Source organism: Mesorhizobium sp. M1295 (genome assembly GCF_040318135.1).
Lineage (GTDB): Bacteria > Pseudomonadota > Alphaproteobacteria > Rhizobiales > Rhizobiaceae > Mesorhizobium.
Genome location: NZ_JAMYLU010000003.1, coordinates 287,446 through 300,789 on the forward strand (window position 1 = coordinate 287,446; position 13,344 = coordinate 300,789).

Here is a 13,344-nt window from a genome sequence, read left to right on the forward strand (position 1 = left end):
ATCCCGATCTATCGGATCGCGTCCAGCGCCTGCCTTTGCCGATGCATCTCGAGAAACACGCGGTAGTCGCGATCGAACCGGCCGGCGGCAGCCGGATTGGGCTCGCGCGTCCTGCCGCCTTGCTGCATGGCGACGCAAGCGGCGTTCAAATCGGGAAAAAGCCTGGCAGCGGTGGCGGCAATCATGCCGGTGCCGAGCAGCACCGCCTCGTCCGCCAGCGGCTCGACCACCGTGCATCCGGTGGCGTCGGCATAGAGCTCCATCAGCAAGGGGTTCTTGGTGTGGCCGCCGGTGACGTGCAGCGTGTCGATCAGATAGCCGTTCTCGTTCAGCGCCTCCAGCACATGGCGGACGCCAAGCGCGATGCTGACGGCGGTGCGCCAATAGAGCTTGCACAGACTGTCGAAGGACGAATCCAGCGTCAGCCCGCTGATGACGCCTACGGCATGCGGGTCGGCGAGCGGCGAGCGGTTACCGTGAAAATCGGGCAGCACATGCAGCCTGGCGGCGAGGTTGTCTCCTTCAGCGGCGCGCAGCTCGGCGACGCGGCGGGCGATCCTGGCATGCATGGCGGCATCCGGCTCGCCGCCGGCGCCATGCCAGCGGATGATGTGATCGAGCAGCGCGCCGGTGGCTGACTGGCCACCTTCCGACAGCCACAGGCCGGGAAGGGCGGCGCCATAGTAAGGACCCCAAACACCGGCGAAAGGCTGCGGATCGGGCGACATCGCCATGACGCAACTCGACGTCCCGGCGATCAGGGCCAGATGGCGGCCGATATCCTTCGCGTTGCCGGCGAAGCCTCCGAGCACGCCAAGCGCGCCGGCATACGCATCGATGACGCCTGCACCGACCCGGCATTTTTCGGTGAGGCCAAGCTCCGCCGCGGCTTGCGCGTTAAGCGCACCGATATCGGCACCGACCGGGCTTGCCTTTTCCGGCAGATTGCCGTGCTCGAAAAGGTCGCCGAGCCCGACGGCTTCGAAGAAGTCGCGCCGCCAGCCGGTCGCTTCATGGGCAAGATAGGTCCATTTGGCGGTCAGCGTGCATTGTGAACGGGCGAGCGAGCCGGTTGCCTTCCAGGTCAGGAAGTCGGTGAGGTCGAATAGGTAGCCGGCTTCGTTCCATGTTCCGGGCAGGTTGCGCTTCAGCCACATCAGCTTCGGCGTCTCCATTTCCGGCGACATGACGCCGCCGATATAGTCGAGCACGGCATGGCCGCTTTCGGTGCATTCGTCGGCCTCGGCAATGGCGCGATGATCGAGCCATACGATGGTGTCCCAGCGTCTTTCGCCTGATACCGACACGCTGAGCTGGCCGCCATGCCGGTCTCGCACCACCAGCGAGCAGGTGGCGTCAAAGGAGATGCCGACGATATCCTCAGCCTTCACGCGCGCCTTTTCGCGGGCAGCGCGGACGGCCATGCACACCGCCGACCATATATCCTGCGAATCGTGCTCGGCGTGGTCGGCTTTCGGCTGTTGCATGGCGATCGGGTGCTCGGCGCGGCCGAGCAAGGCGCCACCGGTGTCGAGAATGCCGGCACGGGCGCTTCCGGTGCCGACATCGACCGCGCAAACGAAACTGTTGGTCAAGGTGTTCTTGCTCTCGCTCCCAGGCCTGCAATCAGATCGGGCAATTGCAGCATGTCAGCGAATATAAAGTCCGGCTCACTCGACGCAAGCCGCGCTTTCAGTGCCGGGTTGCCGGTGTGCGAGCCCCCGGTGAAGGCAAGGACGCGCATGCCTGCCACCCGCGCCGCTTGGATGCCGGCCGGGCTGTCCTCGACGACGAGGCAGTTTCGCGGGTCCGCTCCCATTTTAGCAGCCGCATGGAGAAAAAGATCGGGCGCCGGTTTGCCCCGCGCCACCATGGCAGCGCTGAACAAATGCGGCTCCAGCAGCCCAAGCAACCCCGTAACCTTGAGCGCATAGCGGATCCGCTCCAGCGTGCCGGAGGAGGCGACGCAGCACGGCACGCCGAGCTTCGGCAGGACCTGTGCCATGCCTGGCATCGGTTTCAGCTCCTGGCGAAACTTGCGCATCAGTTCGGAGCGCATCTCGGTCAGATGCTGGTCGGTGAGATCGAGCCCGAAGTCGCTTGCGAGGATTTCGCGGACGCTCTTCATGCTCTTGCCGAGGAAGTGCTCGTAGGCAACGTCCTCGCTGACGTTGCCGCCGGCAAGCGCGATCATCTCCAGCAATGCCGAGACGGACAGCATCTCGCTATCCACCAGCACGCCGTCACAGTCGAAAATGACCAGTTCAGGCGTCATCGCGCTGGATCGGCTTCAGAGGTCGCCGGCGAGATAGCGCGTCAGTGTCGCGCGCGCGCCGTCCGCCCACAGCGATTTGAGCGCATGGGCGAACGCTTCGGCGAACGGCGGCGAGCGGCCGACATCGCCATAGATGTCCTCCATGGCAAGCCAGGCGGCAGGCATGTCCCTGGCCGCCTTGGCCGTCCCCTGCAACCGGCCCCAGTTCGGGTCGTTGGGCTCGGTGACGGCACCGGAATCCGTGGTGCCGAAGCAGTAGCGACACCAGAGCGCAGATTCCAGCGCCAGGCCGGTGACACTTTTGCCAGCCTTCAGCCGGTCAGCGATGGTCGGAATGATGAATTTCGGCTGGCGGTTAGAGCCGTCGAGGCAAAGCCGGCGTATGGTGTCGCCGATCTTCGGATTGGAGAAGCGGTGCTCGATGAGCTGGTAGTAATCTTCGAGGTCGGTGTCCGGAACCGGCGGCACGGTCGGGATGATTTCGTCATGCTCGAGCTTGTCGAGGAAGCCGCGTACCAGCGGCTCCTGCATCGCCTCATGGACGAAATGGATGTCCATCAGCCCGGCCGGATAAGCGATGGTCGCATGGCCGCCATTGAGGATGCGGATCTTCATCAGCTCATATGGCGCGACATCGCTGACGAACTGCACGCCGACCTGTTCCAGCGGCGGGCGGCCGTCGATGAAACGATCCTCCAGCACCCACTGCTTGAACGGCTCGCAAAACACCGGCCAATTGTCGTCGAGGCCGAACTCGCTGGAGAGAATGCCGCGCTCGCGGTCGGTGGTGGCCGGCGTGATGCGGTCGACCATGCCGTTGGGAAAGGCGACGTTTTCGCTCACCCAGTTTGCCAAACCTTCGTCGATCAGCCGCGCCAGGCCGACGACGCCATCCGAGGTGACGTGGCCGTTATGGGGGATGTTGTCGCAGGACATGACGGTGAAGGGCACGATGCCGTCGGCGCGGCGGCGCAGCAGCCCGGCGAGGATGAGGCCGAAGACGGTCTTCGGCGTCGCCCCCGGGTCAGCGTCGGCAACGATGTCGGGATGTGTCGGATTGAAGACGCCGGAAGCCGGATCGATGAAATAGCCACCCTCGGTAATGGTCAGGGAAACGATCTTGATCGCCGGATCGGCAAGCCGCTCGACGATTGCGGGCGCGTCGCCCGGCATCAGGAAATCGATCATAACGCCGGTGACGCGCGCGCTCATATGGCCGCTGTCCTGCTCGACCACGGTGGTCAGCCAGTCCTGTTCCTGCAGCTTGCCGCGGCCGACCTTCTCGCCCTCGAAGACGCCGGCGCCAACGATGGCCCAGTCGTGGCCGACGCCCGAATTGAAGAGGTCGTCGAGATAGACGGCCTGATGCGAGCGATGGAAATTGCCGACGCCGAAATGCACGATGCCGGCCTTGAGCGCGGCGCGATCATATTTCGGGCCGGCGACCTTGGGCGGCAGCTTGGCGAGTATGGAAGAAGAGAGTTTCACGGACATCTGCTTTACCCTTTAGCGGGACGACTCTTCCCCCCGTGGAGGAGACGGGGAGAAGAGCGCCTTCGCCCCCTCAACTCATCCACTGGCCGCCATCGACATTGTAGGTCTGGGCAACGATGTATTCGGCCTCATCGCTGGCCAGGAACACCGCCATGCCGGTGAGGTCTTGCGCCGTGCCCATGCGGCCATAAGGCACGGCTTCGCCGACCAGCCTCTTCTTTTCGCCTTTCGGCCGGTTCTCGAACTTGGCGAACAGGGCATCGACGTGATCCCAATGCTCGCCGTCGACGACCCCCGGTGCTATCGCGTTGACATTGATGCCGTGCTTGATCAGGTCTAGCCCTGCCGACTGGGTGAGCGAGATGACCGCCGCCTTGGTGGCGCAGTAGACGGCGACCAGCGCCTCGCCGCGGCGCCCGGCCTGGCTTGCCATGTTAATGATCTTGCCGCCCTTGCCGCGGGCAATCATCGAACGGGCCGCAGCCTGAACCGTAAACAGTGTGCCGGCGACGTTGACCGAGAACAATTTGTCGTAGCTCGCCTTGCTGATCTCGACGACCGGCGCCAGGTCGAACAGCGCAGCGTTGTTGATCACGATATCGAGGCCGCCGGCCCTTGTCTCGACCGCCTTGACGGCCGCATCGATCGACGCGAGATCGGTGACGTCCAGCTTCACCGCGTAGGCGTTGCCGCCGATTTCCGAAGCCGTCTTCTCGGCAGCCTCGAGATTGATGTCGCCGATGGCGACGGTCGCGCCCTCCCGCATGTAGGCTTCGGCAAACGCCCTGCCGATGCCGCGCGCCGATCCGGTGATCAGCGCCGATTTACCTCCGAGCCTCATTGCAGCATCGCCTTCCCATCGGCGCCAAAACGATGCAGCTTGGTCTTGTCCGGTGTCAGATAGATTGTGTCGCCGTGATGGGCGGCAAGTTCGCCGTCGGCACGCACCGTCAGCTGCCCGACACCATCCGCCTGGACGTGCAAAAACGTGTCGGAGCCGAGATGTTCGGCAACGCCGACGGTCGCCTTCCAGTCGCCTGACGTCTTCGAAATGTTCATATGCTCCGGGCGGATGCCGACTGTCCTGGCGCCATATTTGGCGGCCGGCTCGCCTTCGATCAGGTTCATCTTCGGCGAGCCGATGAAACCGGCGACGAACAGGTTCTTCGGTGTCTTGTAGAGCTCCATCGGCGAGCCGACCTGCTCGATATTGCCGGCGTTGAGCACGACGATTTTGTCGGCCATGGTCATGGCCTCGATCTGGTCGTGGGTGACGTAGACCATGGTGGTCTTGAGCTGGTGATGCAGCTCGCTGATCTCCAGCCGCATGGTGCCGCGCAGCGCCGCGTCGAGATTGGACAAAGGCTCGTCGAACAGGAAGGCGGAAGGCTGGCGCACGATGGCGCGGCCGATGGCGACGCGCTGCCGCTGGCCGCCGGAGAGCTGGCCGGGGCGGCGATCTAGGTAGTTGGTGAGGTTCAAGATGCGGGCGGCGTCCTTCACCTTCTTGTCGATGGTCGCCTGGTCCTCGCCCGCCATCTTCAGGGGGAAAGCGATGTTCTTGGCCACCGTCATATGCGGGTAAAGCGCATAGGACTGGAACACCATGGCCAGCTTGCGCTTGGCCGGCGCCTCGCCGGTGACGTCGCGGCCATCGATGATGATGGTGCCGCCGCTGGTGTCCTCCAGGCCGGCAATCAGACGCAACAGCGTGGACTTGCCGCAGCCCGACGGGCCGACGAAGACGACGAACTCGCCGTTCTCGATGACCAGGTCGAGGCCGGGGATGATGGACGTCGCCCCGAAGGATTTGGAGACGTTCTTGAGCGTGATGTTTCCCATGATTTCCTCCCCCGAAGGGCTGTTTTTCGTTTTGCGTCAGGCGATGCCCGTTACTTTACCGCCCCAAACGTCAGGCCGCGGACCAGCTGCTTCTGGCTGAACCAGCCCATGATCAGGATCGGCGCGATCGCCAGTGTCGAGGCGGCCGAAAGCTTGGCCCAGAACAGCCCCTGCGGACTGGAGAAGGAGCTGATGAAAGCGGTGAGCGGCGCTGCCTCAGTGGTGGTCAGCCGGATCGTCCAGAACGCCTCGTTCCAGGCGAGAATGATGTTGAGCAGCATGGTCGAGGCGATGCCCGGCACCGCCATCGGCGTCAGCACGTAGATGATCTCGTTCCAGAGCGATGCGCCGTCCATGCGCGCCGCTTCCAGGATCTCTCCCGGGATCTCGCGGAAGTAGGTGTAGAGCATCCAGACCACGATCGGCAGGTTGATCAGCATCAGCATGACCATCAGGCCGATGCGGCTGTCGAGCAGTCCGGTGTCGCGGAAGATCAGATAGATCGGGAACAGCACGGCGACGGCCGGCATCATCTTGGTGGAAAGCATCCACATCAGGATGTCCTTGGTGCGTTTGCTTGGCGAAAACGCCATCGACCATGCCGCCGGTACGGCGACAAGCAGAGCCAGGACGGTCGAGCCGACCGACAGGAACACCGAGTTCAGGAAGAATTTGAAATAACCGTTCTGCGCCTGGACCTCGGAATAGCTCTCCGTGGTTCCCGACGGGAACAGGTTGAAGCCTTGGATGGCCTCCTGCTCCGATTTGAACGAAGTGATGATCGTATAGAGGATCGGGAAGAAGATCAGCAGCGCGACGATCCAGGCGGCCGCGGTCGCAATCGTCTTGTGCTGGGTGGTGACTGCACGTGCCATCGTTTCCTCCCTTATTTATCCAAATTCTTGCCGACGGCGCGCATGGCGAAGAAGGCGACGATGTTGGCGAGAATGACTGCGATGATACCGCCGGCGGACGCCTGGCCGATTTTGAACTCCAGCAATGCCTTCTGGTAGACGAGGAAGGGCAGGTTGGTGGAGGCATAACCCGGGCCGCCATTGGTGGTGACGAGGATCTCGGCATAGACCGACAGAAGGAAGATCGTCTGGATCAGGATGACCACGGTTATGGCGCGCGACATATGCGGCAGCGTCAAATAGATGAAGCGGCTGATGAAGCCGGCGCCGTCCATTTCGGCGGCTTCCTTCTGCTCGCCGTCGAGCGACTGAAGCGCGGTCAACAGGATCAGCGTCGCAAACGGCAGCCACTGCCAGGCGACGATGATGATGATCGCCAAAAGCGGGTGCTGCCCGAACCAGTCGATCGGCTGCCCGCCGAAGAAGCGCGCAATATCGGCGAAGACGCCGTATTGCGGATGCATGATCATGTTCTTCCAGACCAGTGCCGCCACCGGCGGCATGACGAAGAACGGCGAGATGACGAGGATGCGGACGATGCCCTGTCCCCACATCGGCTGATCGAGCAGAAGGGCCAGCAAGATACCGCCGATCACCGTGATCAAAAGCACGCTGACGACGATGGTGAGCGTGTTGAGGATCGACTGCAGGAATGCCGGGTTGGAATAGAACAGCGCGTAGTTCGAAAACCCGACGAAGCCGTCGCGCATCGGATTGAGCGGATTGTACTGCTGGAAGGAGAACCACAGTGTGAATGCCAGCGGTACAATCATCCAAACCAGCAGCAGCACCACGGATGGCGCCATCATGAAGCGGGCAAGCGAACGGGTCTGCTGAGTAGCCATGACGGTCACCCTTCGAGGTCAGCCAAGTTTTCAGCGGTGTGAAAGCCGGCCGCCCGAACTGGGATTCGGGCGGCCGTTGCCGGTCGCCATTGGCAACCGGCACCGGGAGGAGCCTACTTGATGTAACCGCCCTCGGTCATCGTCGCGGTGGCGGCGTCCTGCGCCTGCTTCAGGGCGTCGTCGACGCTCGACTGGCCGGCAAGTGCCGCCGAGAAGAGCTGGCCGACAGTGGTGCCGAGGCCCTGGAACTCAGGAATGGCGACGAACTGGACGCCGACATAAGGCACCGGCTTGACGGTCGGATGCGTCGGATCGGCGGAGTTGATCGAGTCCAGCGTCATCTTGGCGAAAGGTGCTGCCTTCTGGTACTCGGGATTGGCATAGAGCGAGGAGCGCGTTCCCGGCGGAACGTTGGCCCAGCCTTCCTTCGAGGCGACGAGCTCGGCATAATGCTTGCTGGTAGCCCAGGATACGAACTTTTGAGCGGCGTCGGCCTTCTGCGTGCCGGCGGGGATGGCCAGCGACCAGGCCCACAGCCAGTTGCCGCGCTTGCCGAGGCCATTGTCCGGCGCCAGCGCATAGCCAACCTTGTCGGCGACGGTGGAGTTCTTCGGATCAGAGACGAAGGAAGCAGCGACGGTGGCGTCGATCCACATGCCGCATTTGCCCTGCTGGAATAGCGCCAGGTTTTCGTTGAAGCCGTTGGATGATGCGCCCTCGGGGCCATCGGCCTTCATCAGGTCGACATAGAACTGCAGCGTGTTCTTCCACTCGGGCTGGTCGAATTGCGGCTTCCAGTTCTCGTCGAACCAGCGCGCGCCGAACGAGTTCGACATGGCGGTCAGGAAGGCCATGTTCTCGCCCCAGCCGGCCTTGCCGCGCAGGCAGACGCCGTTCACGCCGTTGGCGCGGTCGGTCATCTTGTCGGCAGCCTGCTTGATGAAGTCCCAGGTCGGTGCATCGGGCATCTTGAGCCCGGCCTTTTCCATCAGATCCTTGCGGTACATGACGAAGGAGCTTTCGCCGTAGAACGGCGCGGCGTAGAGCTTGCCGTCGACCGACAAGCCGCCGGCAATGGCCGGGATGATGTCCTTGACGTCATAGTCGTCGCCGAGCTTGTCGAGCGGCAGGAGCCAGCTCTGCTTGGCCCAGATCGGCACCTCGTAGGTGCCGATGGTCATCACGTCGTATTGGCCGCCCTTGGTGGCGATGTCGGTGGTGACGCGCTCGCGCAGGACATTTTCCTCGAGCGTGACCCACTGCAGCTGGATGTCGGGATTCGTTGCGGTGAAGTCGTCGGTCAGCTTCTGCATGCGGACCATGTCGCCATTGTTGACCGTGGCGATGGTGATGGATTCGGCATGCGCGGCGAAAGCAAGCGCGCTGGCCGGCAACAGGCCTAGGGTGAACGTGCGAAGTTTCATCAAAATTCCTCCCATGAACCAAGATGAGCATTTGCCTTGGCTGTGAGCAATTACTCACTTGCCGCAAATTATGTCAAGCCGGATTCGTTGCTGCAGCGCAGCACGCGGTCTCGTGCAGCGGCAAGCCTGGGACACTCGCGGTATATGTGGAGAAGGGTTGGGTCGGGCTCATCGCGCCGTCAAAAGCCGGAGCTTTGCTGTCCGGGTGGCCTGGATTCGGCCTACTGGCAAGCGATCTCGTTCAGGATCCAATCACGAAAGGCGCGGATCTTCGGCACGTTGCGCCGCGCTGTCGGGTAGACCAGCCAATAGGCATGGCCGTCGTCACCAACAAGATCGAAGGGCTGAATCAGGCGGCCGTCGGCAAGTTCGGTCTTGAACAGCGCCTTGGTGACGATCGCCACGCCGTGGCCGGCAATCGCGGCATTGGCCTCGTAGGCCTGCGCGCCCATGCTGGTGCCGGTGCGTTTGGCCAATTCCGCGACCGGCAGGCCGGCGGCGGCAAACCAGTCCCGCCACCAGATGTCGCCCGGGTCGAGGATCGGCAGCCGTAGCAGGTCGGCCGGTTCGTTGACGCCGCCGATGCTTGCCGCGAGCTTTGGACTAAGGACCGGCGTGAAGTCGGCCCGGAACAGCATATGGGTCTCGACGCCCGGCCAATTGCCGCCGCCGGAGCGGATGGCGATGTCGATATCCTCTCTGGCAAAGTCGACAACCCTGTTCGAGGTATCGACGCGCACCGCCAGCGACGGATGCGCGACCTGGAACGAGCCGAGATGCTGCGCCAGCCAATTGGAGGCAAAGGTCAGCAGCGTCGAAACGCAAAGCACGCCATCGGCGCCGGTGCGCGCGGCGGCATAGGCGCCGCTCAACAGCGCGAACGCTTCGCTGACCGCGGGCGCCAGGCGTTGGCCAGGTTCGGTCAGCACGATCTGTTTTGGCTGGCGCAGGAACAAGGGTGCGCCGATGCGCTCCTCCAAAAGCTTGATCTGATAGCTTGCCGCCGCCTGCGTCATGCCAAGCTCCTGGGCGGCCTTGGTGAACGAGAGATGCCGCGCCACCGCCTCGAACACCCGGATCGCCTGAAGCGGAGGAAGCTGCGAAACCAGCTGTCGTGAATTGAGCTCCGGCATAAGCCCTCCTTATGGGCAATGATCGACGTTTGATTGGCGGCACCGGCCGGTCCTACCGATATTCCGTGTTGAAGATCAATTACGCCTAGAGATAGCGAAGGCTGACGATCATGACCACATTACAGGAAAAGCTGCTTCTTGCTCCAGCCCATGGCTGGTTTTCACGGCTGGCGCGGGGATTGGCAAGGCACGCGGCGCGGAAACGGGCCTATCTCGACGTCCGGGAACTGCCGCCGCATCTCCAGCGCGACATGGGCTTCCTCGACGGCAACGATCCTTGTGGCCGGCACCAATAATGTCGCTCGTTTTATCGAGGGTTCAGCTGCGTTTCGATTTCACCTGATCGTTTCCGACCGCCAGCGGCTCTGAGATCATGCGCCGGCCAGCAAGGCGGCGGCGGTCCGCTCATCGGTGATGAGGCCGTTGACCAGCCGCCGGTTGACGGCGGCGAAGATGCCCGGCAGCTTGCGGTCGCCCATGGCAAGCGCGATCACCAGCGACTTTTCGCGCGACGGCAGCGGTGCCGACGAGACCCGGTCGTTGGTGATGCCCTCGATCATGCGGCCGTCACGATCGAATACCCAGCCGACGATCTCGGCGACGCCGCCGGCCTTCTGCAGCGCCTTCAATTCACCCTCCGAAATGAAGCCGTCCTCGTAAAGCGGCGCCTTCGGGCCAAGATCGCCGATGCCGACAAAGGTGACGTCGGCCTCGGCCGCAAGCGCCAGCGTCGGCTGGATCATCGGCTGGCTGAGCAGCATCTCGCGCTCCTCCGGCGAGGAGACGATGACCGGCAAAGGCATCGGAAACGAGCGCGCCTTGACCCTGTCGGCCATGGTGAAGATGACGTTGTAGAAGGCCGCCGAACCGTCTGGCGAGATATTGCCGGTCAGCGACACCACCTTGTGCTGCGGGCATTCCATCGGCGGCAGCTGCTCGATCGCGGCCTTCAGCGTGCGGCCGGTGCCGATCGCCATGACGATCGGTGTGGGCGACCGCAGCCGCCGTTCGATCTCCGCCGCCGCCGCCTCCGCGACCCCGATGACGGTGGAGGACGAAGAAGGGTCGCTCGGCACCACCTCGACCAGATCAAGCGCAAAGCGCGATTTCAGCCGTGCCGCAAGGTCGAGGCAATTGGCGATCGGATGGTCGACGCGCACCTTGATCAACCCTTCGGAGACTGCAAGCGACACCAGCCGCTGCGCCGTCTGCCGGGAGATGCCAAGCGTGGCGGCGATCTGGTCCTGGGTGTTGCCGGCAACGTAATAGAGCCAGCCGGCGCGCGCCGCGTCGTCCAGCCTGTTGCCGCCGCTATCCTGCCGCGAATTCAAGGTCCTGCCTCCCAGCCCGCCGAGCATAAGAGGCGGAGCACCATAGTTTCGCAGGGAATGAGGTCGTGCGCAATTGCCTATTGTACGAGCAATTGCTTAAGGTCCGGACTTGGTGGCTCGAACGAAGTGACGGGGTCGACCTAGTCTCGTCGCAACAGCAAGGCTGTCGAGGTCGCACCAATCTCGGTTCCAAAGCGCGACGTGTTCGATCGGCCTCATGCGACGCGCTTTAGATTCTTTTTTATGCATGTCGTTATCACAAAACCGCTGCACACTTTTGCGCGACATGCATTAGCGGGGACGCGGCGGTTTATCTCCCGAGCTAAACGCTTTAAGGGATTCTGGAGAATGGAGCCTCGCATGACGCCGAAAGCGGTTTTCTGGGATATGGACGGCACGCTGGTCGACAGCGAGCCGCTGCACGAGGCGGCGCTGGTTGCGGCGCTGCACAGCGTTGGCATCGCCCCGCCAACCGACCTGCATGAGCGCGTGCTCGGCATCGCCGCATGGCCGGTCTACGAGATGCTGCGCGACGAGTTCGGCCTCGACCTGCCTTTCGACGACTGGATCGTACGCAAATACGATCACTATCTGCCGATGGCGCAAACGCTGACGCCACGCAGCGGCGCGATCGAGATTTTCAACGAGCTGCGCGCGCTTGGCGTGGAGCAGGCGGTGGTGTCCAATTCCGACCGGCTGATCGTCGACGCCAATCTGCGCGCGGTCGGCCTTTTCTACCCCGGAATGAAGACCATCAGCCGCAACGACGTGCGCGAAGGCAAGCCGCATCCCGAGCCATTCCTGCGCGCCGCCTGGCTGGCCGGCGTCGATCCCGCCGAGGCCGTAGCGGTCGACGACAGCATGACCGGCGCCACGGCGGGGCTGGCGGCGGGAATGAAGACGGTCTTCTGGCCGGAGGCGCCGATGGAAGGGCCGCCGGGCGCGATTGTCATCAACAGCGCCGACGAATTGCGAGCCCATCTGGGACTTTAAGCTTGGCTGAAAAGGCCGCCTCAAGCTAGACTTCCTGCAACGCCGATGATTGGCGAAACCAGCGATGACAGCGTCCTTCTCCCCGTCATTGTACGGGGAGAAGTGCCCGGCAGGGCGATGAGGGGCGGCGCCGAGCTTGACAATTAACGCCCCTTTCCGGGCGCATTGAGATCACTGGCAGGCCGAGTTTTGAGTTCGTCGCAGGCTTTCGGGCGCTTGCGCTGCCCCTCATCCGCCTGCCGGCACCTTCTCCCCGTATAGCGACGGGGAGAAGGGCGCAGCTCAGTACCGGTAGACAGGCTCCTGCTCGTCGAGGATCGCCTTCAGTTCGGAGAGGTGGCGTTCGGCCTGGCCCGGATAATCTTCCTGTTCCCTTGCCGCTTTCTCGGCGATCTCGTCCGACAATACCCGCAGCGGCCGGCCGGTCCACAGCGCCTTGATGTAGGTTTCGGCGGCGCGCTCGAAATAGAACATGCGGTTGAAGGTGTCGGCAACGCTGTCGCCGATGACCAGCACGCCATGGTTGCCCATCACCATGACCTTGACCTTCGGGTCGACAAGAAGCTGCGAGCAGCGCTCGCCTTCTTCCTCGAAGGCCAGCCCGCCGTAATGCCCGTCGACGACATGGCGGTTGAAGAAGATCGCTGAGTTCTGGTCGACCGGCGGCAACGTCGAGTCGGCGAGCGAGGCAAGCACCGTGGCGTGGATCGAGTGGACATGCATGACGCAGCGTGCATGACGCACATTGCGATGGATGGCGCCATGCAGGCCCCATGCCGTCGGGTCAGGTGCATTCGGGCCGGAGAGCGTGTCGGGATCGTTGGCGTCGATCAGCAGCAGGTCGCTCGCTTTGATGCGCGAGAAATGCACCTGATTGGGATTCATCAGGAATTGCGAGCCATCGTCGTTGACCGCCAGCGAGAAATGATTGGCCACCGCCTCGTGCATGTTGAGCCGCGCCGTCCAGCGGAAGGCGCAAGCGAGATCGACACGTTCTTCATAGAACGGCAGGTTGGTCAGCACTTCCTTCTGCAGGCGCGTGATGCTCATCGTAGACCTCCGTGAAAGAGGCGAGGATGCCGCGCGGCGGGAA

Annotated in this window: 13 protein-coding genes; 2 read left to right on the plus strand and 11 right to left on the minus strand. The window is 63.1% G+C overall.

Annotation, left to right across the window (positions count from 1 at the left end; translation table 11 throughout):
- Window positions 1–8: 8 nt before the first annotated feature.
- The 9 genes from NKH29_RS06710 to gcvA form a co-directional block, all read right to left on the minus strand.
- A complete protein-coding gene (locus NKH29_RS06710) occupies window positions 9–1,595 on the minus strand; it encodes an FGGY-family carbohydrate kinase (RefSeq protein WP_352495050.1) in 1,587 nt (528 codons plus the stop codon).
- Window positions 1,592–2,275, minus strand: coding sequence for an HAD family hydrolase (locus NKH29_RS06715; protein WP_352484350.1), 684 nt, complete (start codon window positions 2,273–2,275; stop codon window positions 1,592–1,594). The genes NKH29_RS06710 and NKH29_RS06715 overlap by 4 nt, the downstream gene beginning before the upstream one ends.
- 15 nt (window positions 2,276–2,290) lie before the next feature.
- On the minus strand, window positions 2,291–3,769 hold the full coding sequence (locus tag NKH29_RS06720) for a mannitol dehydrogenase family protein (RefSeq protein WP_352495051.1): 1,479 nt from the start codon (window positions 3,767–3,769) through the stop codon (window positions 2,291–2,293).
- A gap of 70 nt (window positions 3,770–3,839) precedes the next feature.
- Complete coding sequence (locus tag NKH29_RS06725; protein WP_352495052.1) at window positions 3,840–4,610, minus strand: L-iditol 2-dehydrogenase; 771 nt, start codon at window positions 4,608–4,610, stop codon at window positions 3,840–3,842.
- Window positions 4,607–5,611 carry an ABC transporter ATP-binding protein gene (locus tag NKH29_RS06730; RefSeq protein ID WP_023722527.1) on the minus strand — a complete coding sequence of 335 codons (1,005 nt, stop codon included), beginning with the start codon at window positions 5,609–5,611 and terminating at the stop codon, window positions 4,607–4,609. The genes NKH29_RS06725 and NKH29_RS06730 overlap by 4 nt, the downstream gene beginning before the upstream one ends.
- A gap of 50 nt (window positions 5,612–5,661) precedes the next feature.
- Entirely contained in the window at window positions 5,662–6,486 is an 825-nt protein-coding gene (locus NKH29_RS06735; RefSeq protein WP_352484354.1) for a carbohydrate ABC transporter permease, read from the minus strand.
- A gap of 11 nt (window positions 6,487–6,497) precedes the next feature.
- Window positions 6,498–7,370: a carbohydrate ABC transporter permease gene (locus tag NKH29_RS06740; protein WP_031195183.1), complete on the minus strand. Its 873-nt coding sequence runs from the start codon at window positions 7,368–7,370 to the stop codon at window positions 6,498–6,500.
- 113 nt (window positions 7,371–7,483) lie between these two features.
- Window positions 7,484–8,794: an ABC transporter substrate-binding protein gene (locus NKH29_RS06745; protein ID WP_352495053.1), complete on the minus strand. Its 1,311-nt coding sequence runs from the start codon at window positions 8,792–8,794 to the stop codon at window positions 7,484–7,486.
- A 221-nt stretch (window positions 8,795–9,015) separates the two neighbouring features.
- Window positions 9,016–9,927 carry a transcriptional regulator GcvA gene (gene gcvA, locus NKH29_RS06750; RefSeq protein WP_023722531.1) on the minus strand — a complete coding sequence of 304 codons (912 nt, stop codon included), beginning with the start codon at window positions 9,925–9,927 and terminating at the stop codon, window positions 9,016–9,018.
- A gap of 110 nt (window positions 9,928–10,037) precedes the next feature.
- On the opposite strand from gcvA, the gene NKH29_RS06755 reads away from it, so the two are divergent.
- On the plus strand, window positions 10,038–10,223 hold the full coding sequence (locus tag NKH29_RS06755; protein ID WP_352495054.1) for a hypothetical protein: 186 nt from the start codon (window positions 10,038–10,040) through the stop codon (window positions 10,221–10,223).
- Window positions 10,224–10,298: 75 nt separating this feature from the next.
- Here NKH29_RS06755 and NKH29_RS06760 read toward each other — a convergent pair whose 3' ends face one another.
- Window positions 10,299–11,258, minus strand: coding sequence for a sugar-binding transcriptional regulator (locus NKH29_RS06760; protein ID WP_352999241.1), 960 nt, complete (start codon window positions 11,256–11,258; stop codon window positions 10,299–10,301).
- Between the two features lie 360 nt (window positions 11,259–11,618).
- Between NKH29_RS06760 and NKH29_RS06765 the strand changes: the two genes are divergently transcribed.
- Window positions 11,619–12,251 carry an HAD family hydrolase gene (locus NKH29_RS06765; RefSeq protein ID WP_352481508.1) on the plus strand — a complete coding sequence of 211 codons (633 nt, stop codon included), beginning with the start codon at window positions 11,619–11,621 and terminating at the stop codon, window positions 12,249–12,251.
- Window positions 12,252–12,533: 282 nt separating this feature from the next.
- Here NKH29_RS06765 and NKH29_RS06770 read toward each other — a convergent pair whose 3' ends face one another.
- A complete protein-coding gene (locus NKH29_RS06770) occupies window positions 12,534–13,301 on the minus strand; it encodes a class II aldolase and adducin N-terminal domain-containing protein (RefSeq protein WP_352918186.1) in 768 nt (255 codons plus the stop codon).
- Between the last annotated feature and the right edge of the window lie 43 nt (window positions 13,302–13,344).

Excerpts from the sequence above, each read along its gene's own strand:
- NKH29_RS06745 (WP_352495053.1), bottom strand. The coding sequence starts at position 8,794 with ATGAAACTTCGCACGTTCACCCTAGGCCTGTTGCCGGCCAGCGCGCTT.
- NKH29_RS06735 (WP_352484354.1), bottom strand. The coding sequence starts at position 6,486 with ATGGCACGTGCAGTCACCACCCAGCACAAGACGATTGCGACCGCGGCC.
- gcvA (WP_023722531.1), bottom strand. The coding sequence starts at position 9,927 with ATGCCGGAGCTCAATTCACGACAGCTGGTTTCGCAGCTTCCTCCGCTT.
- NKH29_RS06740 (WP_031195183.1), bottom strand. The coding sequence starts at position 7,370 with ATGGCTACTCAGCAGACCCGTTCGCTTGCCCGCTTCATGATGGCGCCA.
- NKH29_RS06730 (WP_023722527.1), bottom strand. The coding sequence starts at position 5,611 with ATGGGAAACATCACGCTCAAGAACGTCTCCAAATCCTTCGGGGCGACG.
- NKH29_RS06720 (WP_352495051.1), bottom strand. The coding sequence starts at position 3,769 with ATGTCCGTGAAACTCTCTTCTTCCATACTCGCCAAGCTGCCGCCCAAG.
- NKH29_RS06765 (WP_352481508.1), top strand. The coding sequence starts at position 11,619 with ATGACGCCGAAAGCGGTTTTCTGGGATATGGACGGCACGCTGGTCGAC.
- NKH29_RS06725 (WP_352495052.1), bottom strand. The coding sequence starts at position 4,610 with ATGAGGCTCGGAGGTAAATCGGCGCTGATCACCGGATCGGCGCGCGGC.
- NKH29_RS06715 (WP_352484350.1), bottom strand. The coding sequence starts at position 2,275 with ATGACGCCTGAACTGGTCATTTTCGACTGTGACGGCGTGCTGGTGGAT.
- NKH29_RS06755 (WP_352495054.1), top strand. The coding sequence starts at position 10,038 with ATGACCACATTACAGGAAAAGCTGCTTCTTGCTCCAGCCCATGGCTGG.
- NKH29_RS06770 (WP_352918186.1), bottom strand. The coding sequence starts at position 13,301 with ATGAGCATCACGCGCCTGCAGAAGGAAGTGCTGACCAACCTGCCGTTC.